This is a genomic window from Streptomyces sp. TP-A0874, from assembly GCF_001748085.1.
GTDB lineage: Bacteria > Actinomycetota > Actinomycetes > Streptomycetales > Streptomycetaceae > Streptomyces.
In genome coordinates this window covers 615375-639566 of record NZ_BBZK01000004.1, presented here as the reverse complement: position 1 = coordinate 639566, position 24192 = coordinate 615375, and the positions used below count along the sequence as shown (strand labels likewise).

20 protein-coding genes, 3 pseudogenes and 1 riboswitch are annotated in these 24192 nt (G+C 67.4%); of the genes and pseudogenes, 18 read left to right on the top strand and 5 right to left on the bottom strand.

What is annotated here, in order from left to right:
* The first annotated feature begins 518 nt into the window (after positions 1 to 518).
* A riboswitch (cyclic di-AMP (ydaO/yuaA leader) is annotated at positions 519 to 679 on the top strand.
* Positions 680 to 681: 2 nt separating this feature from the next.
* From BGP73_RS06870 to BGP73_RS22835, 7 genes and pseudogenes are all read left to right on the top strand, one after another.
* Positions 682 to 1467 (top strand): LysM peptidoglycan-binding domain-containing protein, encoded by a 786-nt coding sequence (locus BGP73_RS06870; RefSeq protein ID WP_069812602.1) that lies wholly within the window; start codon positions 682 to 684, stop codon positions 1465 to 1467.
* 545 nt (positions 1468 to 2012) lie between these two features.
* Positions 2013 to 4290: pseudogene (locus BGP73_RS06865) on the top strand (catalase).
* A gap of 367 nt (positions 4291 to 4657) precedes the next feature.
* On the top strand, positions 4658 to 5362 hold the full coding sequence (locus BGP73_RS06860; RefSeq protein WP_069812600.1) for a DUF4396 domain-containing protein: 705 nt from the start codon (positions 4658 to 4660) through the stop codon (positions 5360 to 5362).
* Between the two features lie 67 nt (positions 5363 to 5429).
* Positions 5430 to 5972 (top strand): HPP family protein, encoded by a 543-nt coding sequence (locus tag BGP73_RS06855; protein WP_069812598.1) that lies wholly within the window; start codon positions 5430 to 5432, stop codon positions 5970 to 5972.
* Between the two features lie 427 nt (positions 5973 to 6399).
* Positions 6400 to 8640, top strand: coding sequence for a DUF6571 family protein (locus tag BGP73_RS06850; RefSeq protein WP_069812596.1), 2241 nt, complete (start codon positions 6400 to 6402; stop codon positions 8638 to 8640).
* A gap of 18 nt (positions 8641 to 8658) precedes the next feature.
* On the top strand, positions 8659 to 9318 hold the full coding sequence (locus BGP73_RS22840; protein WP_139134529.1) for a hypothetical protein: 660 nt from the start codon (positions 8659 to 8661) through the stop codon (positions 9316 to 9318).
* 239 nt (positions 9319 to 9557) lie between these two features.
* A complete protein-coding gene (locus tag BGP73_RS22835) occupies positions 9558 to 10223 on the top strand; it encodes a hypothetical protein (protein ID WP_139134528.1) in 666 nt (221 codons plus the stop codon).
* A 126-nt stretch (positions 10224 to 10349) separates the two neighbouring features.
* Here BGP73_RS22835 and BGP73_RS22995 read toward each other — a convergent pair whose 3' ends face one another.
* Positions 10350 to 10511 carry a hypothetical protein gene (locus tag BGP73_RS22995; protein WP_170837759.1) on the bottom strand — a complete coding sequence of 54 codons (162 nt, stop codon included), beginning with the start codon at positions 10509 to 10511 and terminating at the stop codon, positions 10350 to 10352.
* Positions 10512 to 10653: 142 nt separating this feature from the next.
* Between BGP73_RS22995 and BGP73_RS23460 the strand changes: the two are divergent.
* Positions 10654 to 11066 (top strand): annotated as a pseudogene (locus tag BGP73_RS23460) (transposase); the annotation flags it as partial.
* 323 nt (positions 11067 to 11389) lie between these two features.
* On the opposite strand, the gene BGP73_RS06840 reads toward BGP73_RS23460, so the two are convergent.
* The 3 genes and pseudogenes from BGP73_RS06840 to BGP73_RS06830 form a co-directional block, all read right to left on the bottom strand.
* On the bottom strand, positions 11390 to 12433 hold the full coding sequence (locus BGP73_RS06840) for a hypothetical protein (protein WP_079127261.1): 1044 nt from the start codon (positions 12431 to 12433) through the stop codon (positions 11390 to 11392).
* 379 nt (positions 12434 to 12812) lie between these two features.
* Positions 12813 to 13004, bottom strand: coding sequence for a DUF397 domain-containing protein (locus BGP73_RS06835; RefSeq protein WP_069812594.1), 192 nt, complete (start codon positions 13002 to 13004; stop codon positions 12813 to 12815).
* Positions 13001 to 13852, bottom strand: a pseudogene (locus tag BGP73_RS06830) (helix-turn-helix domain-containing protein). Before BGP73_RS06830 ends, BGP73_RS06835 begins: the two are co-directional and overlap by 4 nt.
* A gap of 210 nt (positions 13853 to 14062) precedes the next feature.
* On the opposite strand from BGP73_RS06830, the gene BGP73_RS23880 reads away from it, so the two are divergent.
* The 9 genes from BGP73_RS23880 to argF all read left to right on the top strand — a co-directional run bounded on the left by BGP73_RS23880 (position 14063) and on the right by argF (position 20816).
* Positions 14063 to 14284, top strand: coding sequence for a hypothetical protein (locus BGP73_RS23880; protein WP_374701127.1), 222 nt, complete (start codon positions 14063 to 14065; stop codon positions 14282 to 14284).
* Positions 14262 to 14537 (top strand): ATP-binding protein, encoded by a 276-nt coding sequence (locus BGP73_RS23875; protein ID WP_374701126.1) that lies wholly within the window; start codon positions 14262 to 14264, stop codon positions 14535 to 14537. Before BGP73_RS23880 ends, BGP73_RS23875 begins: the two co-directional genes overlap by 23 nt.
* Positions 14538 to 14629: 92 nt before the next feature.
* Entirely contained in the window at positions 14630 to 15019 is a 390-nt protein-coding gene (locus BGP73_RS06820; protein WP_069812592.1) for a cell division protein SepF, read from the top strand.
* Between the two features lie 40 nt (positions 15020 to 15059).
* Positions 15060 to 15422 (top strand): nucleotide pyrophosphohydrolase, encoded by a 363-nt coding sequence (locus BGP73_RS06815; RefSeq protein WP_069812590.1) that lies wholly within the window; start codon positions 15060 to 15062, stop codon positions 15420 to 15422.
* Positions 15423 to 15555: 133 nt separating this feature from the next.
* Complete coding sequence (locus BGP73_RS06810; protein ID WP_069812588.1) at positions 15556 to 16044, top strand: DUF6099 family protein; 489 nt, start codon at positions 15556 to 15558, stop codon at positions 16042 to 16044.
* Between the two features lie 55 nt (positions 16045 to 16099).
* The gene (locus BGP73_RS06805) at positions 16100 to 17023 is read left to right on the top strand and encodes an LLM class F420-dependent oxidoreductase (protein WP_069812586.1); all 924 of its coding nucleotides are present in this window, start codon (positions 16100 to 16102) and stop codon (positions 17021 to 17023) included.
* 206 nt (positions 17024 to 17229) lie between these two features.
* Entirely contained in the window at positions 17230 to 18231 is a 1002-nt protein-coding gene (gene mmuM, locus BGP73_RS06800) for a homocysteine S-methyltransferase (protein WP_069812584.1), read from the top strand.
* 36 nt (positions 18232 to 18267) lie between these two features.
* Positions 18268 to 19500 carry an arginine deiminase gene (locus BGP73_RS06795; RefSeq protein ID WP_069812582.1) on the top strand — a complete coding sequence of 411 codons (1233 nt, stop codon included), beginning with the start codon at positions 18268 to 18270 and terminating at the stop codon, positions 19498 to 19500.
* 296 nt (positions 19501 to 19796) lie between these two features.
* On the top strand, positions 19797 to 20816 hold the full coding sequence (gene argF, locus BGP73_RS06790) for an ornithine carbamoyltransferase (RefSeq protein ID WP_069813007.1): 1020 nt from the start codon (positions 19797 to 19799) through the stop codon (positions 20814 to 20816).
* 83 nt (positions 20817 to 20899) lie between these two features.
* Here argF and BGP73_RS06785 read toward each other — a convergent pair whose 3' ends face one another.
* Positions 20900 to 21463 (bottom strand): GNAT family N-acetyltransferase, encoded by a 564-nt coding sequence (locus tag BGP73_RS06785; RefSeq protein WP_107473962.1) that lies wholly within the window; start codon positions 21461 to 21463, stop codon positions 20900 to 20902.
* A 353-nt stretch (positions 21464 to 21816) separates the two neighbouring features.
* Between BGP73_RS06785 and pabB the strand changes: the two genes are divergently transcribed.
* Positions 21817 to 23904, top strand: a complete 2088-nt coding sequence (gene pabB / locus BGP73_RS06780) for an aminodeoxychorismate synthase component I (protein WP_079127260.1) — start codon at positions 21817 to 21819, stop codon at positions 23902 to 23904.
* Positions 23905 to 24192 lie beyond the last annotated feature (288 nt).

The window sequence follows — 24192 nt, the reverse complement described above, 5'->3', positions numbered from 1 at the left end:
AGGAAGCCTCGCTGTGCCGGCCCGAGGGGCACCGTCCCCGTATCCCGTGCGTGGACGGACGATGGCCGACCCACCGCTCCGGATGTCGTCGGGGTGCCCCCCGGACACGTCCGCTGCCCGACCGCTCCCCGCCCTGCGCCCCGCCGGATTTGACATCTTGCCGCTGATCGGCCAGTACGTCACCGACCGGTGACGATCGCCGCCTTATCGGGTGTCGGGCGGCAAAACGGAGAGTTCGGTCATCAGCTTGCTTTCCGCTCGATGCATGACAAGAAATGCCGGTGCCCGCCGGTGATATGGGTCACGGGAATCCCCGCGCAAAGACGTCTGCATTCCGCGCCTTTTCTCTTTGCTGCCAAGCGAGTTGATGGAATTCCCGATCGGCGCGCAACGCGATCAGCCCCGACCGAATACAGCAGGTGCCGCGTACCGCTATCCGAGGACTTGTTCTTTCCGAGGCGCTTCGTCTACCGTCACCTCAGTCCGGACGGACCGCCGAATCCTGCCGCCGTCCGGGAACCGTACTCGCACTCACTCACGTACGGCAGGAGCGGGGGACCCAGGTAAGGCGCCGGTCCGAAAGACTCGGACGGCTTGGGGTGAAGCCGCGGAACAACGCGGCCGGGCATCTCCAGCCCGAACCCGACAGCTCACCTCGCAGGCGACGGAGAGGAAAAAATCATGCCCGCAAAGGGTAAACACCGTCGCGCCAAGAAGAGCGCGCTGATTCGAGCCATCGTCGCAGCGAGCACCGGTGGTGCCGCGCTCGCCCTCCCGCTCACGGCCGCCACGACGGCGCAGGCCGCACCGGCCCCGCAGCAGGTCAACGCCGAGAAGAAGGCGCCGGCGGCGGACGCCCCCGAGGAGCAGGCCGGCGAGGTCTACACCGTGGTCCCGGGCGACTCCCTCTACCGGATCGCCGAGGCGCACTCGCTGGAAGGCGGATGGCAGCAGCTCTACCAGGACAACCGCGAGGCCGTCGGTGAGAACCCGGCCCTGATCCACCCCGGTCTGGAGCTGACCGTCGGAGCCCCGGTCGAGGCCGGCGAGGCGGAGCGGTCCGCAGTCGAGGACTCCGCGGAGGCCCCCGCGGAAGCCGCTGAGGCGCAGCAGACCAGCAGCACGACGGAGGCGGCCACCACCTACTCCAACGACCTCGACGGCTGGATCCGGGAAGCGCTGGCCGTGATGGCCGAGCACAACATCCCGGGCACCTACGAGGGCATCCACCGGAACATCATCCGGGAGTCCGGCGGTAACCCGAGCATCGTCAACGACTGGGACATCAACGCCCAGCGCGGCACCCCGTCGAAGGGCCTGTTGCAGGTGATCGACCCGACCTTCCAGGCCTACCACGTGCCCGGCACGTCGATGGACCCCTTCGACCCGGTCGCGAACATCACCGCCGCGTGCAACTACGCCGCCGACAGGTACGGTTCCATCGACAACGTGAACGGCCCGTACTGACCCGACAGCGGGCAGCCTGACCGACAGCGGGCAGCGAACCGCGGACAACGGCATACGGCCGGGTACGTCGGGCTCCCTCGGAGCCGGCGGACCCGGTGTAGACGGCGAAGCTCCGCCCAGCGGGTGACCCACGGGTCGCTCGTCCGGGGCGGAGCTTCGCCGTGTTCGGGGGAAGACCGACCGCGGATCCCTCGCCCGGAGTGAATTTCCTTGCCGCGCGGCCGTCCGCCCCTTTCCCGGGATCGGGTCTCGCTTTTCGAACTCCGGAATCCTCGTCTCAGTGAATTCACCGCTTCTGATGTCAACTGTGGCCGGTCCGAAGGGTTTCCGGCCGCCCGGAACACGGTCGCCGATTGCGGACCGCCCCTGACTCGAATGGACGAGGGTGAAATTCTCGGCCTTCTGGCGGAGCTTCCGCTGCCGTCCTCCCGGCAGCGGGTAGCAGGACCCGGTGACGGCTGTCCCAAACGGTGGGTCAGCGGGTCGTAGCGGCGCGCCGTACGGGTCGGCGGCCGGCGGATCGTGCAGCCGATATGCGAGGAGTCATGGTGGAAGAGCCCAACCCGGTCAAGGCGGCCGTCGACAAGATCACCAAGAAGGCGACGTCCGGGAGTGACCCGGCCGAGGTAATCCCCGGGCGGCCGACCAGCCAGGCACCTCCGGTGGAGGAGCCCACCGAGCCGGCTGGGCCGCTTCCCCCCAGGCCCGATCAGGGAGGCCCGGAGCCGTACTCACCGACCGGCCGCCCCACCGGCGTACCCGCTGAGGCGCTCGCGCAGGACGGCGCGTACCTGACCAGTGCTCAGGGGCTGCGACTCCCCGACTCCGACCACTCACTCAAGGCGGGCCCCCGCGGCCCGGTGCTCCTGCAGGACCACCACCTGCGGGAGAAGCTCATGCACTTCGACCAGGAGCGGATCCCCGAACGCGTCGTCCACGCTCGGGGGGCCGCGGCCCACGGCATCTTCAAGAGCTACGGCGCGGCAGCGGAGGTCACGAAGGCGGCCTTCCTGAGAGAGGGCGCCGAGACACCGGTCTTCACCCGCTTCTCACCGGTGATCGGCTCGCGGGGATCGTCCGACACCCGTCCGCGACACCCGCGGTTTCGCGACCAAGTTCTACACCTCGGAGGGCGTGTACGACCTGGTCGGCAACAACATCCCGGTGTTCTTCATCCAGGACGCCATCAAGTTCCCCGACGTCATCCACGCCGTCAAGCCGCACCCCGACCGTGAGATCCCGCAGGCGCAGAGCGCGCACGACACCTTCTGGGACTTCATGTCCCTGCACACCGAGGCGACGCACCACACACTGTGGAACATGTCCGACCGCGGTATCCCGCGCTCCTACCGGACCATGGAGGGCTTCGGAGTCCACACCTTCCGGCTGGTCAACGCCGAGGGGCGGACCACCCTTGCGAAGTTCCACTGGAAGCCGACGGCCGGTGTGCACTCCCTGGTGTGGGAGGAGGCGCAGATCATCAACGGTGTGGACCCCGACTTCCACCGCCGCGACCTGGCCGACGCGATCGAGGCGGGCGCCTATCCGGAGTGGGAGCTGGGCATCCAGGTCTTCCCCGACACGCCCGAGCAGATGTTCGAGGGCATCGACCTGCTGGACCCCACCAAGATCGTGCCTGAGGAGTTGGCGCCCGTCCGGCCGATCGGCCTGATGACCCTCAACCGCAACCCCTCCAACTTCTTCGCCGAGACCGAGCAGGTCGCCTTCCACGCCGGCCACCTGGTGCCCGGTATCGACATCACCGACGACCCGCTGTTGGCCGGGCGGCTCTTCTCCTACCTCGACACCCAACTCATGCGGCTCGGCGGACCGAACTTCGCTCAACTCCCGATCAACCGTCCGCACACGCCCGTCAACGACATGCTGCGGGACGGCATGCACCAGACGGCCGTCCACTCCGGTGGCGCCCCGTACAAGCCGAACTCCCTGGACGGCGGTTGCCCCTTCTTCGCCGGGAGCGAGGCAGGCGGATACGTCGAGTACCCGCTGGCGGTGGCGGCCGCCGAGAAGGTCCGTCAAGCGCCCGCCTCGTTCGCGGACCACTTCAGCCAGCCCCGACTCTTCTGGCTCAGCCTCACCTCGGTCGAGCGGGAGCACACCATCTCGGCCTTCACCTTCGAACTCGGCAGGTGCTACGAGGACGCCGTCAAGGAACGCGCGCTGCGAGCGCTCGCAGAAATCGACACCTACCTGTGCGAGCAGGTCGCGGAAGGTCTCGGCCTGCCCGCCCCCAAGGCGACGCGCGAGCTCCCCTCCGTCCAACCCAGCCCCGCCCTCTCGCAGGTGGGTCGCGAGTGGCCGGTCAAGGGCCGCATCGTCGGCATCGTCGCGGACGAGGACAGCGACCTGGAGACGGTCCGCGCCCTCCGGGGAGCGGTTCTCGAGAGGGACATGGTCCCGTTCGTCATCGCTCCGCGGGGCGGCAAGCTCAGCGCGGCCGCCGGTGAGCCCGTCACCGTGCAGCGGAGCTTCGCCACCGGTCGGTCGACCGAAGTGGACGCCCTGTTGCTGGCCGGCACGCCGGCGCCGGGCAAGGACGCCTTCGCGACCCGGGACGCCAAGGCGTGGAGCGGGGTCGGCGCGCCCGTCGACCCGCGCCTGCTGCTCATGATCACCGAGGCCTACCGCCACGCCAAGCCACTGGGCGCCCTGGGCGTCGCCCGGCCGGTGTTCGAGAGTGCGGGGATCCCCACCGACGCGCCCGGAGTCGTCATCGGTGACGACGGCATGGCGGTGCTCGGAGAGATCGTCGATCTGCTCGGCTACCACCGGGTCTGGGACCGTTTCCCGGCCCAGGCCTGAGGGTGGGCGGCCCTTCCCAGGTTCCGTGGCCAGCCGACAGGTGAGGGCAGGCCGGGGCGATCACCGAGCTGGGCAGCTCGGTGATCGCCACCGGTCGGCGTGCTGCGTCCGTCTGGAACCTCAGCAACGCTTCTGCCCGGCGACGGCTACGGCGAGGGCTACGGCCTGGCCGCGTTGCCGGAGCATCCGGAGGCGTACCCCGTGGCTGGCTCTCCCTCAGTTTGAGGTGCCCCGATGCGACGCCGTGCGCTGATCCATCAGAGATGACGGGGCACTCCCTCAGATGATGGGATCCCTTCGCGCCGTGACCACCTCCGCGGAATGCCGCATAAGGTTTTTTCTGGTCTAGACACCACAGTAGGTGGTCATGGAGCCCCACTCGCACCCGGCCGGCTGGATCGAGGCGATCGGCTGGCTCAGCCTGTCCGTGGCCTTCGCCAGCGCACTGGCCATCCTGATCGACATCTACGCGCTCGGTCACCGCCAGAAAATGTGGATCATGAACCTGGTGTATCCGGTCACGGCCCTCTACTGGGGGCCGGTCACCGTCTGGTTCTACTTCCGCCACGGCCGGCGCACCTCCAAGCCACTGGTCGAACGGCACGCCCTGCCCGACTCCGAGCGGCTGCCCGCCTGGAGCGTGCTGTCGAAAGCGGTCAGTCACTGCGGAGCGGGTTGCACCCTCGGCGACATCGGCGCCGAGTGGCTGGTGTACTCGTTCGCCCTGGCGGTCGCGGGCAAGGGCCTCTACGCGGACTTCCCACTGGCCTTCGCCTTCGCCTGGCTGCTGGGTATCGCTTTCCAGTACTTCGCAATCACTCCGATACGGGAGGTCGGCAAGGTCAAGGCGATCTGGACGGCGATCAAGGTTGACACCCTGTCCATCCTCGCCTTCCAGCTGGGCCTTTTCCTCGGCATGTGGATCTACCAGGAAGTGCTCTTCTCCCCGGGCCTGCCGAAGACCACCGCCAGCTACTGGATGATGATGCAGCTCGCCATGATCCTCGGGTTCTTCACCGCCATGCCGGTGAACCTCTGGCTGATCCGGGTCGGTTGGAAGGAGAAGATGTGACCGGACCGAACCGTGACGGGACGACCGGACCTGACCCCGAAGCCCGAACCGAGGCGGTGCGGCGGCGATGAGACCGCGCACTCGGCCGGCATGGGTGGCAGGGATCCGGCTACTGGTACTGGCTGCCGTGACCCTCACCGCGGTGGGTCTGGTCGGCCATGCCGCCGGAGGAGTGTGGCTGACCACCACGCTCGGCCCGACGGCCTACCTGCTGCTCGTACACCCGGGGCAGGAGGCGTCGCGGCTGCGCAGCTCACTGCTCGGACACGCGGCTGCGACCGGGAGCGGACTGGCCTGCCTGGCGATCTTCGGACTCTGGGACAACCCCTCGATCGCGGAGACGCACCACGACACCCTCCCGCAAATCGGGGCTCAGGCCCTCTCGGTCGGCGTTACGCTCCTGCTGCTGACCCTTCTGAAGGCACATCATCCCCCGGCCGCCGCGACCACCCTGCTCATCACTTCGGGTATCGCCCGTCCAGGCGCTCCGCTGTACGGCATGCTCGCGGGGCTCGCGCTGCTGATCGCACTGGCAGCCGTCATGGCTCACGTCCCCGGGGCCCAGGAGAAGCCCGGCGAGGGTGGTCACCGGGAGCCAGCGAACTCCTGACCCCGGTCGAACGCCTCCGGTGCTGACTCGAGGCAGCGGTGTCGACAGGGGGCATTCCCCGGGACCGCCTCGCGCACCTTCCCCAGCACTCGCCGATCCCGTCCTCCGTCAGGATCACCGGCGGCCGGGCTGTGCGGCGACCGGCCCGGTCGTCTCCCGAGCAGTCAACAACGCTGTAGGGAGCGGGAGTTCGACCTCAGGCCACGGTGATACCGTGAGTGGCTGTGCACTCACGCAGTGCTCGGATATTTCGCGAAAGGGGTAAGGCGGTCCCGGCCGTCGGCTTCTGGGGGAGAGGGGCCGGCGGCCTCCGGTCTCTGGCGGCTGCCCATGACGGCCCGGCACGCGTGAACACGGTGAGGCGGCGGCCCATGCGCGTACCTGCCTTGAATGAAGAGCCAAGTCGTTCTGTGAAGGAGCCCTCCACTTGCTCGGTTTCGATGATGTGCTCAACGTGCGTCTGGGTGCTCTCGATGACGCGGTCAGTGACTGGACTGCGACCGTGAAGCGGCTCAGGCACTTGGCGGAGGAGGACGCTCCGGCGATGAGGCGGAAGTCGGATCAGGCCGACTGGAAGGGCGAGAACGCGGCGGTCACCAAACCGTTCGTCCGCAAGACCGTCAAGGAGTTCGACGACGCGCTCAAGGAGGCCACCAGCATCCGCAACATCCTCCGGGACGCGAAGAAGAAGTTCGCCGAGCACCGCACGGCCCTCCAGAACCTCATCGAAGAGGCGCCGGAGCACCAGGTGCACATCGACGCCCGGGGGACCGTCCGCTCCACCAAGGTCCAGGCCCCGCTCTCCGCCGACTACTGGCAGAACACCCCGGCCCTGGCACCGCAGCACACCGACGACAAGGCCGTCACCGCCATGGCGGGCCGCATCAAGAAGGTCCTCGAAGCCGCCACCCACGACGACGAACTCGTAGCGGAGGCACTCAACGCCATCGTCGGCGACAACCCGCACGACTTCACCCAGAACAGTATGGGCGGGATCAAGGACGCGCAGGCGTTGGAGGACGCGGAGACAGCCCTTGAGCTTGCCGGAAAGGGAGGCGAGCTGACGGAGAAAGAGCTGACATCCCTCAACAGACTTCTCAAGAAGAACAGCGGAAATCCGTGGTTCGCCGAGCGCTTCGCAGTGGGACTCGGCGCCGGCGGCACACTGCAGTTCTGGGCAGAGGCGGCCGATACCGGGCAGGCCAAGGGGGCCAGGCTGGCAATAAAACCGGACGAGGACCGGGTCAAGGAACTCAAGGCGCTCCAGAAGAACCTGAGCGAGGTCCTGGGGACAGCCACACACTCCGACAGCAGAGAGATGCAGGCCTGGAAGAAGGACGTCATCAAGCTGTCGAACGAGCGGATCGACTGCCCGCAGAACGACAGTCCTTACGGTGCCCAGGTCATGAGCAACCTCATGCGTCAGGGCGAGTTCGACTCGCAGTTCCTCAAGGACTACGGGAACAACCTCATCAAACTGGAGCAGCGATCGAACTCCGCTGTTCACAACGCTGGCCATTTTTGGACCTGGGAATCTCAGAGCGATCTGAACTTCGGCGCGAAGGACGACCGCGGGAACGATCCGATGACCGGCTTCATGGAAGCCCTGGGGCACAACCCCGAGGCCTCCACCGAGTTCTTCAGCTCCAAGAAGAACTTCGACTACCTACTCGGCGACCGGGATTGGCCGGCTGACGCGCCTCCGTACAGCGATGCCAAGGAGGGCGCCGGGCACCGTTCGCTCAGCCACGCCCTCATGTCCGCGACGACTGGTCACAACTACGACGAGCCGCCGCCCAGCAGAATCCCAGCGCATACTGCCGAGCAGGCAAAAATCATGGAGAAGCTGGTCCATGGTATCGCCTACCCGGGCGACAAGATCGAGATTCACCCGGGGATGCACGAAACGTTCGGCAAGATGAGTGCTGAGTATATGGCGGACCTTAACTACGCCATAGCTGGTGGACCTAAGGGTGGCGAAACTCTGGAAGATCTATATCCGCCCATGGGGGAGCGGGCGCAGCTGGACATCGGAGACACAACGCGATTTCTCTATGCAGTGGGGAGGGACCCGGACGGGTATGCCGCGATTACCTTCGGCCAAACATCCTACACTGGCGACATGATTAACTATCATTTCTCTCACCCTGATGCATATTCGGATGATGGCGATGTGGGGGTTGCTCTTGAGGATGTCACGAAATATGGAGCGACCGTCGAGGGAATTGTTGATCAAGCTCGCTTCGATGCAGTTGTGGGAGATAAGGAAGTGAAGAATACGGAATTCAATGGAGCGCTGAAGGAGGGGGGTGAATGGGCAAAACAGGTTTTCGGCATAGGTGTCGGATTGGGGACAAGTAGCATCTCTTCGCCAGTTGCTGGAGCTGTGGCCGCCGCCTTGGCAAATAATGTCGGTGGTAAGGCTATCGATGCGGTTGTAGGGGGGCTTTCACGGGAAGTGTCGGAGATGGATATTTATAAAGCCGAATCAGATATTGACGATAACTCGGACTCCACGACAGCCGCCACGCTGAAGTCTGCGGCTCTGGCGGACCGAGAGAACCCTTCAGGGCTATCCAAAGCGGCCCGGGAAAGCATGGTCCGTGACGGAGTCGAAGAAGGCCAAGGCCGTGCCGCGGTCCTGCTGGGTAATAAAAGAAAATCGTAACCCGACCCAGGATTTGAAATGTCGAAAGCGAAAATATCTGCCCGCAGGCGGAACCTTTGTGTTGCGTTCACACTCGTCCTTGTTGCTGCAGCGTCGATCGTTGTTGACCGGATGTTCTTCAGGACGCCAGTCAGGATGGATTCGCGTGAAGTGTGCGATGGGAATCTGCTTCCAAGTGAAGATAGTGGTCCCGTTAACAGACTTCTCCCTGTCGGCGGGATCGTCACGTCGGAATGGGCTGAGCGGCCGGGGAGGAATGGTTACGCGGCCTCGTGTCACATCGGTGTGGATGGTGAGCATGTCTTGTCGATTACAGTTAGTGCCTTCGATGGTTCGGAATCTTTTTGGCGGGGGCAGCTAAGACATCTTGACGGACTTGATCTGAAGGTCGCCAAACCATTTGATTACGGGGCAGTAGGGCTCTCATGGAAAGATACGGCGGCCATCTACCAGCCTTGTCGTACGCAAGAAGAGGGTTACGGTAGCGATAGACGGGTGGATAGCCCCTATCAATACGTGCGAGCGGCGCTTGGACCAGATGTTTCTGTGAAAGACGACAGGTTTCGGGAGGATTTGGTATTCCTGGCCTCCCGCATGCTGTTTCTGGCCCAAGCTCCTTCCGGATGCCAGAAGGAAGGGGTTCTGAAGCCGCCGGGCGCGATTGAGTTCCATGATTAGAGGGGCTCGGAGAGGTTGGGCCCGTCGTACCCGTCTGGAGCGGCCTGTTACTTGGCTGGTGGAGTTGGACGGCGGTCTGCTCTACGACGTACCGGAGTTCACAGGGCCCCACACGTCCCGGGATGCCCTTTCGGGAAATGGCTGGCAGATTGAATGAACTTGCGGATGTGAAGCCGGGAAATATTATGGCTGCTTTTCTGTCGCACCAATAAGAATTCACAAGATATTCAGGGCTGTTGATGTCGAAAGTGAAAAGTTTCGTCCGCTGGCGCAATATGTGCATAGCATTGATTCTCGTTTCTACTGTTGTGGCGTCGATTTCTCTCGACCGGTTGTTCTTCAGGCCAATTAATGTCAAGCCGAATCAAATATGCGGCGATTTCGGGAGCACGGGGATGGAAGAGGGCCCCGTTAGGGAGCTTCTCCCGGCTCGTGGCACTGCTACCTCGGTCTGGGTTGACCGGCGCTCTCGCGAACGGGGTTATCAGGCATCGTGCTACGTCAGCGCCAATGGCAAGACGGTCTTGCGAATTACCCTTAACACGGTGGATGGGGAAGAAGCATCATGGCGGAGTCGGGTCGCCTATGACGAGGGGCTCGAACTTGAAACTGCCAAGTCATTTGACTATGGAGCTGTAGGGCTTGCATGGAAAGAGGCAGCGGCCATCTATCAGCCCTGCCGGACCAGCAAAGAAGGAGCTAGTTATATGAATGGTATAGAACATCCGTATCATGATGTGCGGGTACGGGTCGGACCAGGTGCCTCTGTGAACGAAGACAGCATTCGGCAAAACCTGGCGTATATGGCATCGTGGATGCTCTTTCGGGCTCAGAGGGTCACCGGATGCCAGATTGACGGATCGGTGAAGAGTCCGTCTCCCGAAATTTTGATCCCCGATCCTTGATCATTTGTGATTCTCTGCCTTTCGAGACGCCGGGCTCCGCGCTCTGCTGGAAGAATGCTGCGGCAATCCTTGCCCCTTGCTCTCCCCATAGCCGATCTGGATATTTGAGTAGAGCTCGTAACGCGGTCATGGTTCGGACTTCTTGAGGCGTCTCCGGCAGATGAGGCCGCAGGCCAGGGAGATGAAGGCGTCGTGGAAGTTCGGTGCGGCGTTTCCAGCGGACGGCGAGGCGCTTGAAGGTGGAAGCAGGGCGAAGGCCTGCTCGACGACGTACCGGAGCTTGCCCATGCCGTTGAGTTGGGGTGACGTCGTTGACGTTGGCTGCGGTGGTGATGACCTTGAGCGGGGTGCAGTGTCCGTCGCAATCAAGTGGTGTTTGCTGCCCCGTCCTTGGCTCCGTACTGGACCATCGCAGATTCCTCGCGGCCCGATCGAGGAACTGCTGGGAGCCCACCCTCTTTCCCCGGTCCTGATCTCGATGCCCCGCATCGGGGTGGTCAGGACCGCCGCCCGAATCCTCGTCGACGTCGGCGACGGCAGCGCCTTCGCGTCCGCCGGACACCTGGCCGCCTGCAGGCCTGGCTCCGGTCCCGCGCGCTCCGGCTCCTCCATCCGCAGCGAACATCCTGCCCGGCGAGGTAACAAGCAGCCAAACGGGCTTTCTACCTCGCCGCGTTCGCCTCGCTCTCGCGGCAGGAATCACGGACCTACTACGACAGGAAACGCCGCGAGGGCAAACACCATGTCGCAGCGCTGATCGCCCTCGCCCGCCGACGCATCGACGTGATCTTTGCCATGCTCCGCGACGTCACCTTCTACGGGCCCCGACCAACCAGGGCTTGACGAAGGACATAGGGGTACTTTTTCCCCAGATGTGGGTCGCGACCACTCCAGTTCGCCCACCGCGTTCAGTTCGGCCAACAGGAGCCGGTGCAGCTGTCGAAGACGCTGGCCTTCTGCCGGCGGTCCAGTTGCCGCCAGCAGATCTGTCCAGGATCAACGACTAGCAACGCCGCCGCCGGCTCGTGTTGTTGGAGCGCTGTCGGCCTGGCTGCCCACCGGCCGAGACGACGAAGCTCCGTCCGATGGAGTCGACTACGGGAGTCGCTCCCAGGGGCGGAGCTTCGCCACCGCTCAGGTCGTTGGTGGGCCGCTACGAGGGGCGGCTACCCCTTGGCGGCTTCCGCCGGCACCTGCCAGATGACCGCCTTCTCGTCCTCCTCGGCCTTCCCCTTCCAGGAAAGGGCGGTGGGGCGGTCCCCCTCGGTGACCAGGTGGACCGAGCATTCGGTGACCGTGGCGCCCGGCTTGACCATTCCGTCAGGAGTGCGCTTCGGGCACTGGGAGAGGCCCGGTCCGCCGATGTCGATGAGGATCAGCTTCTGCACCAACTGCCCGGCAGCGCTCCGGACCGTCAAGGTGTCCTGGAGTGAGGGGTACAAGTCGTGCTCGCCGTTGTTCTGGTATTCGATCGTCACGTAGTAAGGGACGACCTTCTTGTCCTTGGAGCTGATGTTGTACCGGCTCAGGTCGTCCATCTTCCCCGCGCGGACGCTCTTGGGGGTGATCTTCACCGGCACGGCGTTCTTCTTGGAGTCCTCGGTCACGGCATCTGAGGGATCGCCGAGCGCCAGCATGTCAGAGTTCCCCTTGCCGTCACCGACCGCCCAGAGTGTGGTGGCGCTGCCGTCATCGGTGTAGGCGATGGTCGTCGGCTCCTGCTTCTTGTCCAGCATGATCAACTTGCAGACCGTCACCGCCTTCCCGGCGGGAATCTCCTCCGGGTTCCCCTTCTCGCACTGCTTGGGGAGGCTCGCGGCGCCCATGAACATAATGCCCTTGGCCGCGTGTCCGTCCGCCCCCACCACGGAGAGTTTGCTTTCGAGGTCGGGCTCGTCGAGTGCGGTCTCGCCGGAGTTGGTGAAGGAGACGGTGAGGTAGTAGGGCACGGTGCCCTTGAGGTTGTCGCTGAGCCGGGTGTTCTTCAGGTCGGCTGCGGACCCTCGCAGCAGGCTCTTCGGTGCGACGGCGAGTTGGTGCTCCTTCTTCTGTGTGTCGGTGAAGGTCACCTCGTGGGAGGTGGTCTGCACCGTGACGGGTGCCGCGGTCGACCCGGAGTCGGCCTTGCCGTCCGTCCCCTTGTCGTCCCCGGTCTTCGTCTCACCACCACATCCGGCGATGAGCGCCATCAGCACTCCCGCCCCGACCACGCCTATGGTTCCTCGACTTACGCGCACGTTTTCCCCGTTTGCTCGATGCCTATGGCTTCCACCAGCTATGTCTGCCCGGTGGGGTTCTGGGCATCAGCGTATCCACCGCCGCGTCGCTGTCAGGACCGGACCCATGGCACAGCCGTTCGACGAAGCAAGTCGATTGTCACGAGCGGGCCATCACCGCCCCTCGGCAGGTGATACGGAAGGCTTGGAGGGCGAGCTCCAGGCGCCCGTTGAGCGCCCGATGCCTGTCCTGCCGGGTGGGCCAGACCTGCGCGCTGCGGTTTCAGGGCTGACGGCCACTTCGGGCGCACCTCGAACAGCATCGGGCCGGTCGCCGAGGGGCGGAGGTCCGGAGCCCGGCTGGCGGCCGGGCTCAGACGGCGGAGTCGGCCGCGAGCGTGGTGAAGGCCGTCCATGCCTCAGGGGAGACCGACAACGGGCGCCGCCGTGTGTCCTTGGAGTCCCGGACCAGGACGGCCCCGGGACGCAGAGCGACCTCCACGCAGTTTCCGCCTCCGCCGCCGCTGTAGCTGCTCTTGAACCAGGCCGGTTCCGTGGTGCTCATAGTGCTCCTCGCATCCGCTCCAGCAGGCTCGTGGTGTCCTGACGGCTCAGAGCTTGTGAGCGCATCCTGCCATAGCGCTGGAGCATGGCACTGACGGTTTTCGGATCGGTGATCAGCATGCTGCTGTCGTGGGCCTCGACGTAGCCGACCCAACGGTGCTCTGCCGTCTCCGCCGGGTACATCGGACCCTCGAACCCTGAGTGGTCCTCCTGGCGCAACGCATCACCTGGATCTCCACATTGCGCCGCCGGCCCTGCTCCAGCAGGTTGTCGAGGAGTGCCGCGGTCACCTCCCGGCTGCCGAAGCGCCGCTCCAGCAGCGCCTGTTCGATCAGGAAGGAGAAGGTGCTGTTGGGACGTTCCGCCGGCAGTCGCTGACGCTCCAGGCGGGCCGCCACCTGGCGTTCGAAGTGCTCTTCGGTGAGCGGTGGAAGCCGCCGCTCGAAGAGCCCCCGCATGTACGGTTCCGGTTGCAGCAGCCCGGGAACGACGCTCGACTCATACGAGTAGAGCGCCTCCGTCCTCCTCGATGCCCGCCCACTGCTGGAACCAGGAGGCGAGCCCCACCTTCCGGGTCAGACTCCGCGCCGCCGCGGCGAGCACCCGAGCCGCCGTCGGGCCGAGCACCTCCTCGGAGCGGTCCAGCAGGTCCCGCGGCGGGAAGCGTTTGCCCTGCTCGATCTTGGCGATGTGGGCGGTCGAGTACCGGACCCTGGGGGCGAACTGCTCCTGCGTCAGGCGCGCCTCGTCACGTAATGCCTTCAGCGCGGCGCCGAAGGTCTTGAGTGAGTCAGAGGTATCCGACTCGTTGCCGGCCCCCGTCGCCCTGCTGATGCCCTCCACCGCCATCGCTGACCGCCTTTCCCGCCCGCCGCTGGTCCGCTGTGCGACCGGTGAGGGGCGTCATCGTCCGCCGGTCCCGCTGTGCCCGGGCCGAGTTACCGCGATCCTCACGTACCGTGACCGACCCGGTCCAGTGGGTGAGCTGATACAGCCTGATCGGTATCGGTATCGGTGTCGTGCCTGCCGGAGCGGCTCGGGCGCCGGGAGGCTGGGCGCATGTCAGCTCCGTATCTCCAAGTGCCCACCAGTGCCCGCACCTTCGCCCAGCGGTTCTCCGCCACCAGGCGTGGCGCCCGACTCGCCCGGCTGCTCGCAGCCCGGCAACTCATCGAATGGGGCCTGCCCCCCCCCGGGACGCGCCTCTGCGAGGCGGTCACGCTCACCGTCGCGGAGCTGTGTGCCAACGCCGTGTTGCGTGGCCGGGTTCCGGGGGCGTGACTTCTCGCTACGGCTCGTCTGCGACACGGAGCGGGGTGTTCTGCGGGTCGAGGTCTCCGACCCCCATCCGGGTCGGCCGAGGGTCGCCGGCCGCGACGCGGACGCGGAGTGCGGGCGCGGACTGGTGCTGGTCGACGCCCTCGCCGACCGCTGGGACGTACGCAGACGGGTCGGGCCCGGGAAGACGGTGTGGGCGGAGTTCGACTACCGCCGGGGAGGTGCAGTTGTGGGAGAGTCGGGGCAGGCTCCCTGAGGCGGAAGCGAATCCGCGCCGGATGGCCACTAGTGTTGCCAAATGTGGACACGCAACGCGCTCGCCGACGTGGTCGGGGACGAGGAGGACCGGTGAACGGCCACCACGACGCCACCGACGAACAGTGGGAGGGGCTCGCTCAGGTAGTGCCGCTGCGCGGTGAGCGCGACTGGGGAGCATGGGCGGAGCAGGAGGCTACCGCTGGCCAACGCGAGCAGGACTTACGGCAGTTCGTGGTGATCCGGGTGCAGATCTTCTCCGACGCCCGCCAAGTCGCGGAGAACATCATCGCAGGGGTGCCCGTCCTGCTGGATCTCACCGCCGCCGAGCCGGACACCGCCAAGCGGGTCCTGGACTTCTCCAGCGGGGTCGTCTTCGGGCTCAGCGCCGGAATGCACCGGGTCGAATCCAATGTGTTCCTGCTCAGTCCCGCGGGCACCGAAGTGGAGCAGAGCCGGCCCGCAGCCGCCACCGACGGTTGACGGGCGGGTGGTTGACCGGCCCCGGTGGTAGACCTGGTGCGTGACCGACTCGCAACGACCCCCGGACCTCTCCGAACTCCAGTCGCGACTGGCGGCGTTCGCCGCGGCGCGGAACTGGCAGCGGTACCACACGCCCAAGAACCTGGCCTCGGCGCTGAGCGTCGAGGCCGCCGAGCTGACGGAGATCTTCCAGTGGCTCACGCCCGAGCAGTCGGCGGGGGTCATGGCGGACCCGGGCGGTGCGGCACGGGTGCGGGACGAGGTGGCCGACGTGCTGGCCTACCTCCTCCAGTTCTGCAGCGTGTTGGGGGTCGATCCGCTGTCGGCGCTGGCGGAGAAGATCGAGCGGAACGAGCGCCGCTTCCCGCTTGATAGCTCATCGAGCGGAGTCGAACAGCTCTGACCTCACTCTAAGTAGTGATGGAGTTGTCAACAACTGCGGTTCTGTCCACAGATTTCGGAACACCTCTGGCCTTACGGGCATCCGTGCATCACTCTGGGTAGTGGTTTGGTAACGGATGAGGGGTGCTGAAGCGATGGACGCGGCAAGGCTGATCGAAACCACACGAGAGGCGCTGGGCGCCGTGACGGATCCTCTGGAGATCCTCGGGGAGGCATGGCAGGCCCAGGCGCTTGCGGAGGCCATCGGGCAGCACATCGCCGTACACGGACCGTTGGAACTGCGGGCGGAGGCTCGCGGCCTCATCGAGACCGGCGGCTGGGCGGCCGGAGCCCTGCCCGACACCATCCTCCGCACCGGAGGGATACGCGCGACACGGCTATCGGAGCTCGCGGAAGCCCGGCAGGCGCTACTGGACCTCGGGGAACTCCTCGACGAGGTCGGGATGGCGCTGGTGGCAGTGGCCTGTGACGCGCACGAGGAGTGGCTCTACTGGCAGTGCATCGAGGCCATCGACGCTGCCGACGAGGCCGGCGACCGCATCCACGGGCTACTGCGGCGGCTGACGGTCAGGGAGCGGATGCGGGGCGACCCGCTGGCGGATCCGGTGGCCGGGCCGCCGTGACGTTTCCGACGGCCGGCGTGCGTGGTGCGGCTGCCCAAAGAGAGAGGATGGGGGCATGGACCTGCGCATCTTCACCGAACCCCAGCAGGGGGCGAGCTACGACACCCTCCTCACCATCGCCAGGACGGCCGAGGAGCTGGGTTTCAGCGCCTTCTTCCGCTCCGACCACTATCTGCGCATAGGCGACGGAGACGGCTCCCCGGGGCCGACCGACGCGTGGATCACCCTTGCCGGGCTCGCCCGGGAGACCGAGCGCATCCGACTCGGCACGCTGATGACCGCCGGCACGTTCCGGCACCCGGGACCGCTCGCGATCCAGGTGGCCCAGGTGGACCACATGTCGGGAGGCCGGGTGGAGTTCGGCCTGGGAGCCGGCTGGTTCGAGGAGGAGCACCGGGCGTACGGCATTCCCTTTCCCAAGGAGCGGATGGACCGTCTTGAGGAGCAGTTGGCGATCGTCACCGGGCTGTGGGCCACAGAGCCGGGCCACACCTACTGCCATGACGGTGAGTACTACCAACTGGAGAACTCACCCGCGCTGCCCAAGCCAGCGCAGAGCAAGGTGCCGGTGCTGGTCGGTGGCCTCGGCGCCAGCCGCACCCCTCGGCTGGCGGCCCGGTACGCCGACGAGTTCAACATCCCCTTCGCTGGTCTCACGGACAGCGAGCGGCAGTTCGAGAGGGTCCGGGCGGCGGCAGAGGCCGAGGGGCGGAAGTCCGACGACCTGGTGTACTCCAACGCTCTCGTCGTCTGTGCGGGGAAGGGGGACGCCGAGGTCGCCCGCCGAGCCGCGGCCATCGGTAGGGAGGTGGAAGAGCTCAAGGAGAACGGACTCGCCGGATCGCCGGCAGAGGTCGTCGAGAAGATCGGTCGCTACTCCGCCATCGGCTCCTCCCGGATCTACCTTCAGGTGCTCGATCTGCACGATCTCGACCACCTGGAGCTGATCGCCTCCGAGGTGATGCCCCAACTCGCCTGAGGGTAATGAGAGCAAGCCGTCGGGCAGGCCGTGCGGGTGGGGCGACGGGGGCGGGGGCGCGAGGCGGATTCGGGCCGGCCGGAGGAGCCGAGCGAACCGCCACACACGGACGCCCATGCTCCGATCGCCCGCCCCGCCCCGAGCCGCCCTCTCATCACCGGACGGAAGGCCCCACCAGCGGGGCCGCGACCGCACAGGAGCCCGCCATGCACCTGCCCGACCGGAGGCTCGCCGCCGGGCCTGACCAGAGCCTGGCCGCCGGATTGGCCGAGGGCACGGTCATCCTCGACGGAGGGTTGTCCAACCAGCTGGTCGACCAGGGCTGCGACCTCTCCGGCGCCCTCTGGTCGGCTCGGCTGCTGGCCGACGACCCCCGGCAGATCGAGGCCGCCCACACGGCGTACGTACGGGCGGGGGCACAGGTCCTCATCACGGCCAGCTACCAGGCCAGCTACCAGGGCTTCGCGCACCGCGGCCTACCGGCCGCCGACACCTCGCGGCTGCTGCGCCGCAGCGTCGAGCTGGCCCGACGTGCGGCCTCCGCCCGCCGCGGCCGGCCCGGAGAGTCGACCCGCAGCGGACATGGCGCTCAGCGGGGGCAGCCGGAGGTCTGGGTCGCGGCCTCCGTCGGCCCCTACGGGGCGATGCTCGCCGACGGCAGTGAGTACCGGGGGCGGTACGGGCTGTCGGTGGCCGAGCTTGAGCGGTTCCACCGTCCGCGGATCGAGAGCCTGGCCTCGGCCGCCCCCGACGTCCTGGCGTTGGAGACCGTGCCGGACATCGACGAGGCCGAGGCGCTGCTGCGCGCCGCGGAGGGCACCGGCGTCCCGGTCTGGCTCTCCTACACCGTCGATGGCGGCCGGACCCGAGCCGGCCAGCCACTGGGGGAGGCCTTCGCCCTCGCCGCCGAGGAGGAACAGGTGATCGCTGTCGGAGTGAACTGCTGCACCCCCGCTGAGGCGAGCCGCGCCGTACCCCTTGCGGCGGAGAGCGGGAAGCCGGTGGTCGTCTACCCCAACAGCGGCGAGTCCTGGGACACGGCGGCGGCCCGGTGGAGCGGCCACCGGACCTTCGATCCGGAGCGGGTGCACCGCTGGCAGGACGCCGGGGCCCGGCTGGTCGGTGGCTGCTGCCGGGTGGGACCGGGCGATATCACCGAACTCGCCTGGCTCGTCCGGCCGGACACTAAGGGGGAAAACGCTCGGTAGGCCGCGCGAGTCGGCCTCCTCGGTCAGGATGGAATCATGGTTTTCCATGTGGACTCCGAGGTCGGGCGGCTCCGCCGCGTCATCCTGCACCGTCCGGACCTGGAGCTGAAACGGCTCACGCCCAGCAACAAGGACGCGCTGCTCTTCGACGACCTGCTGTGGGTACGGCGCGCCCGCCAGGAGCACGACGGCTTCGCCGACGTGCTCCGGGACCGCGGTGTGGAGGTGCATCTCTTCGCAGATCTGCTGACCGAGACCCTGGAGGTTCCCAGGGCCCGTGCCCTGGTGCTTGACCGGGTCTTCGACGAGAAGGAGTACGGCCCGCTCGCCACGGATGACCTGCGGGCGGTCTTCGACGCGCTGCCCACGCCGGAGTTGGTGGAGGCGCTGGTCGGCGGGGTGACCAAGCGGGAGTACCTCCAGCGCCACGCCGAGCCGACCTCGGTTCGTTTCCACGTCATGGCGCCGGACGACTTCCTGCTCGCCCCGCTGCCCAACCACCTCTTCACCCGGGACACCTCCGCCTGGATCTACGACGGCGTCTCGATCAACGCCATGCGGTGGCCCGCCCGCCAGCGGGAGACCGTCCACTTCGAGGCGATCTACCGGCACCATCCGCTCTTCCGAGGGGAGGAGGCCGGCGGCTTCCACGTCTGGTCGGAGGGGCAGGAAGACTATCCCTCCACCATCGAGGGCGGAGACGTACTGGTCATCGGCGGTGGCGCGGTGCTGATCGGGATGAGTGAGCGGACCACCCCGCAGGCGGTGGAGATGCTGGCCAGAGGGCTCTTCGCGGCGGGGTCGGCGCACACCATCGTGGCGCTGGACATGCCGAAACGGCGGGCCCTGATGCACCTCGACACGGTCATGACGATGATCGACCGGGACGCCTTCACCCAGTACGCCGGTCTCGGCATGTTGCGCTCCTACACCATCCAACCCGGCTCGGGCGACAACGACCTGAAGGTCACCGACCACCCGCCGGAGCACATGCACCGGGCCATCGCCGCCGCGCTCGGGCTGGACTCCATCAGGGTGCTCACCGCCACCCAGGACGTGCACTCCGCCGAGCGTGAGCAGTGGGACGACGGTTGCAACATGCTGGCGGTGGAACCCGGTGTGGTGGTGGCCTACGAGCGGAACGTCACCACGAACACGTATCTGCGCAGGAACGGGATCGAGGTGATCGACATCCCGGGCAGCGAACTGGGCCGCGGCAGGGGCGGACCGCGCTGTATGACCTGCCCCTTCGAGCGAGAGGCCGCCTAAGGCCGCCCCGAAACCCTGGTGGATCGGCGCTCGGCGTCAGGTGCCGGGGTGCCTCCCAGCGGTGGCAGGCGGAGTGCCGTAGCTGTCGGCGTGCGCCCCGCCGGGGATTGCGGGACCGCCCTTGGCGACGGCAGGCGTGGCGGCGTCGCCCCGAGTGGAGAGTGTGTCGGTGGCCGCGCTCGCCGGGCGGGGCGGCGGCGGGCGGAGGCGGGAGCAGAACCACAACTGCATATCGATACGGTAGTTCGTATATGCTCTCATCTCCGTTCGTCGAAGTCCCGATCGAGGAGCCCACCATGGCGACAGACCTCACCGGCCGCCACTTCCTCAAGGAGCTTGATCTCTCCGCCGAGGAGTTCCGTCACCTCCTCGATCTGGCGGCGGAGCTGAAGGCCGCGAAACGGTCGGGGACCGAGGTCCAGCGACTCGTCGGCCGGAACATCGCCCTGGTCTTCGAGAAGACCTCCACCCGTACCCGCTGCGCCTTCGAGGTGGCGGCCGCTGACCAGGGCGCCCGCACGACCTACCTCGACCCCGGCGGTTCGCAGATCGGCCACAAGGAGTCGGTCAAGGACACCGCCCGGGTGCTCGGCCGGATGTTCGACGGCATCCAGTACCGCGGCCACGGCCAGTCCGTCGTCGAGGAGCTGGCCGCGCACGCGGGCGTTCCGGTCTTCAACGGGCTCACCGACGAGTGGCACCCCACCCAGATGCTCGCCGACATGCTGACCATGACCGAGCACAGTGAGCGGCCGCTCAAGGCGACCAGCTTCGCCTACCTGGGGGACGCCCGGTCCAACATGGGCAACTCCTACCTGGTCACCGGCGCCCTGCTCGGCATGGACGTGCGGATCGTCGCCCCGCGTACCCTGTGGCCGGCCGAGGACGTCGTCACCGAGGCGCAGCGGCTGGCCGCCGCCAGCGGGGCCGTGGTCACCCTCACCGAGGACGTCATCGAAGGGGTGCGCGGCGCGGACTTCGTCGCCACCGACGTCTGGGTGTCGATGGGGGAGCCGGTCGACGTGTGGGGCGAGCGCATCGAACTGCTGGCGCCCTACGCCGTGACGATGGACGTGCTGCGGGCCACCGGCCGCCCCGGGGTGAAGTTCCTGCACTGCCTGCCGGCCTTCCACGACCTCGGCACCGAGATCGGACGGGAGATCCACGCCCGGTACGGTCTGACCTCGCTCGAGGTGACCGACGAGGTCTTCGAGTCGGACCACTCCGTCGTCTTCGACGAGGCCGAGAACCGGATGCACACCATCAAGGCGGTGCTGGTCGCCACCCTCGCCGGAGCGGGCCCCGGCGGAAGCTGACGGCACTGCCCTCAGCTTCGGCCAGGTCTCGCGAACCGGCACCGCTGCGCGGCCGGGGGTGTGGGACCCGCGGAGCCCGCACCTCAGGACGACGCGGAGGCGGCCTCCCGGGCGAGCATCGCGTACACGTACTCGCTTCCCCAGCCGTACTCATTGCGGTCGTTCTCCAACAGGTGGGCCTCCCGGCGCATCCCGAGACGTTCGCAGACGCGGACGGAGCCGGTGTTCTCGGTATCGACCCGGGCATAGAGGCGGTGCACCCCCAGCCGCTCGAAGGCGAACCCGCGCAGGGCGCGGGCCGCCTCGGTGGCATAGCCGCGACCGCCCCAGGCGGGGTGGAACACCCAGCCGATCTCCGCCTGCCGGGCGTGCACGCTGGCCAGGGTCAGCACCACCTCGCCGATCACTCCCGGATCCTCCCGTCGGCAGACAGCGAGCGTCAGGGTGTCACGGTCCCGGGTCCACTCCGGAAGCTCGGAGGTCCTGACGATGACCTTCTCGCACTGCTCCCGGCTGTACGGAGGGCGGTAGAGGTAGCGGGCGACTTCCGTCAGCCCCTGATAGGCGTACATGTCGTCGACGTCGCCCGAGGTGAAGGGGCGGAGAGTCAGTCGCTCTGTCTGGATCGGGACGTCTATAGGGGGCAAGATCTCTCACTTCCATCTGGCCGGGGCTTCCCTCCGGGCGCCGGTTGACGCCTTCGGTACCGCTGCCCGTGGCAGGCCGTCCCGCCCGGTCGGCGGGGACCCGCAATGACTCCGGACAGTCTGATCCACGGGCCGGGGCGACGTCTCGGTTCCAGGAGGGGCACGCCACACCGGCGTTCTTCACGGACATCACGAGACATAAGGCGGAACATCCGATTCCTATGATGGGCCGGGGAGCGACCGCCACCGCCGGACGGCTTCGGGCCTGTCCCGCGGTCCCGACGGAGGGCCGGATCCCGGCCGCACACTCAGGAGGATCTCCTGATCGCTGAACTCGAAAGAGGAGCACCGCAGTGAGAGTCCTCATCGTCGACAACTTCGACTCCTTCACGATGAACATCGCCCAGTACCTCTACGAGGTCTCCGGGGTGTGGCCCACCGTGGTGCCGAACAGCGTCGGCTACGAGGACCTGCCGCTGGCCGAGAGCGACGCCGTCGTGCTCTCACCCGGCCCCGGCAGGCCATCGCGGGCCAGGGACTTCGGAGTGTGCCGCGAGATCCTCTCCCGATGCGAGCTCCCCGTTCTGGGGGTCTGCCTCGGCCACCAGGGGATCGGTGAACACTTCGGGGGACGTACCGTGCCGGCCCCCGAGCCGGTGCACGGCGTCGTGGAACGCATCCGGCACACCGGTACCGGACTGTTCGCCGGGCTGCCCCAGGAACTCCCCGTGGTCCGGTACCACTCGCTGGTGACCAGCGAACTCCCCACCGAGCTGGAGCGGACGGCCTGGACCGACGACGGACTGGTCATGGCCGTGGCACACCGCTCCCGCCCGGTCTGGGGCGTGCAGTTCCACCCCGAGTCGGTCAGGACGGTCGGCGGCCACCGAATACTGGGCAACTTCCTGCGGATGGCCGCCGACCGGTCCGGTCGTGGAACCGCAGGAGAGCCGTCGAGCGGGACGGGCCCGGCGGCCGAGGCCTTCGTCCGGGTCGGAGGGAGCCTCCGGCTCCGGCTCGAGGTGCGCGAGGTGCCGGCTCCGGGGGCGGCCGCTGACGTCTTCCGGGCGCGCTACGCCGAGCATCCCTACGCGTTCTGGCTGGACTCCGAGCACAGTGAACAGCCCGGGTCCCGCTTCTCCCTCATGGGGGCCTGGGGCGGTGAGGGCTCGGTGGTCCTCGACTACGACCTCACCGACCGGCGGCTGACCCTGCGCGGCGCCGCACACAGCGAGCAACTCACCGGAGACGTCCTCAGCCTCCTGGAAGAGATCACCGCGGCGGTGCGGGTCGAGAGCCCGGCCGACTGGGAACCGGCCTTCACCGGCGGCCTGGTCGGCTACCTCGGCTACGAGCTCAAGGCGCTCACCGGCGGCACCGAAACCCACCGGGCGAGCGAGCCGGACGCCTGGTTCCTGCACACCCGCGAGTTCGCGGTCCTCGACCACGAGCGCGACGTACTCCTGGAGTGCCGACTCACCGGTGTGGAAGAGCCCGAGCGGCCGACCGGTGCGGAATCCGGGGAAGAGGCCCCGCAGCACTGGGCTCCCGGGGAGCGGAGCGTGTCCGCGGCCGACTACGTCCCCGGCCCGGTGGGGGAGCACCTGCTCGGTCTCCGGGACGGCAGGGAGGAGTACCTGTCCAGGATCAAGGAGGTCCAGCAGCTCATCACCGAGGGTGAGAGCTACGAGGTGTGCCTGACCAACCGTGCCGCTCTCACCGCCACCGGGGACGGGTTGGGCAGTTACCAGCGGATGCGGGCCGTCAGCCCGGTGCCCCGCGGGGCCTACCTGCGGTGCGGCGACTTCGAGGTGGCGTGTTCGTCCCCCGAGACGTTCCTGCGGGTGGACGAGAGCCGGATGGTCGAGTCCCGCCCCATCAAGGGGACGAGACCGCGGGGTACCACCTCCGAGCAGGACGAGGCGCTCCGGCGGGAGCTGACGGACTCCGCCAAGGACCTCGCTGAGAACCTCATGATCGTCGACTTGGTGCGGCACGATCTCAACACCGTCTGCGAGCCGGGCAGCGTACACGTGCCGCGGGCGTTCGCCGTCGAGAGCTACTCCTCGGTCCACCAGCTCGTCTCGACCGTCCGCGGCCGGCTGCGCTGGCAGGAGTCGGCCCTCTCCGCCGTCCGCGCCTGCTTCCCCGGCGGCTCCATGACCGGAGCTCCCAAGAAGCGCACGATGGAGATCATCGACGAGGTGGAGGGAGAAGCGCGCGGCGTCTACTCCGGAGCGCTGGGCTGGCTGTCCTTCTCCGGTGCGGCGGACCTCAACATCGTGATCCGCACCGCCGTGGTGCGGGGGGACTCGGCCACCTTTGGGGTGGGCGGCGCGATCACGGCCAAGTCGGACCCGGTGGAGGAGTTCACGGAGACGCTCGTGAAGGCCAGCGTCCCCTACTTCGGCCTACGCGGCTGGCGGGACGGGAACGGATGAACGGGCCGCGTACCGGCGGCCGGACCCACGTCGTCATCGGAGGCCACCGCCCCCGGGACCGGTCGGAGTGCGCCCGTGCCGACACCGCCACGCGACGCGGGCCACGAGTGAGGGAACTGCTGTCCGGAACGGGAGCCGGGAGGCACGCCCCACTCGTCGCCCGCAGGCCGGTGGGGAGGCGGACACCCCCGACCGGGAGGGCCGCGACCTGGGCCTTCGGAAGCGCTCCGGGGCCCGGACGCGGCCCCCGGACCAGAAGTACGGACCTGCGTCGCGAATAGACTCGGG

Coding starts and splice junctions, on each gene's coding strand:
- BGP73_RS06870 (WP_069812602.1), top strand. CDS start 682: ATGCCCGCAAAGGGTAAACACCGTCGCGCCAAGAAGAGCGCGCTGATT.
- BGP73_RS06860 (WP_069812600.1), top strand. CDS start 4,658: ATGGAGCCCCACTCGCACCCGGCCGGCTGGATCGAGGCGATCGGCTGG.
- BGP73_RS06855 (WP_069812598.1), top strand. CDS start 5,430: ATGAGACCGCGCACTCGGCCGGCATGGGTGGCAGGGATCCGGCTACTG.
- BGP73_RS22840 (WP_139134529.1), top strand. CDS start 8,659: ATGTCGAAAGCGAAAATATCTGCCCGCAGGCGGAACCTTTGTGTTGCG.
- BGP73_RS22835 (WP_139134528.1), top strand. CDS start 9,558: ATGTCGAAAGTGAAAAGTTTCGTCCGCTGGCGCAATATGTGCATAGCA.
- BGP73_RS22995 (WP_170837759.1), bottom strand. CDS start 10,511: ATGGGCAAGCTCCGGTACGTCGTCGAGCAGGCCTTCGCCCTGCTTCCA.
- BGP73_RS06835 (WP_069812594.1), bottom strand. CDS start 13,004: ATGAGCACCACGGAACCGGCCTGGTTCAAGAGCAGCTACAGCGGCGGC.
- BGP73_RS23880 (WP_374701127.1), top strand. CDS start 14,063: ATGTCAGCTCCGTATCTCCAAGTGCCCACCAGTGCCCGCACCTTCGCC.
- BGP73_RS06810 (WP_069812588.1), top strand. CDS start 15,556: ATGGACGCGGCAAGGCTGATCGAAACCACACGAGAGGCGCTGGGCGCC.
- BGP73_RS06805 (WP_069812586.1), top strand. CDS start 16,100: ATGGACCTGCGCATCTTCACCGAACCCCAGCAGGGGGCGAGCTACGAC.
- mmuM (WP_069812584.1), top strand. CDS start 17,230: ATGCACCTGCCCGACCGGAGGCTCGCCGCCGGGCCTGACCAGAGCCTG.
- BGP73_RS06795 (WP_069812582.1), top strand. CDS start 18,268: ATGGTTTTCCATGTGGACTCCGAGGTCGGGCGGCTCCGCCGCGTCATC.
- argF (WP_069813007.1), top strand. CDS start 19,797: ATGGCGACAGACCTCACCGGCCGCCACTTCCTCAAGGAGCTTGATCTC.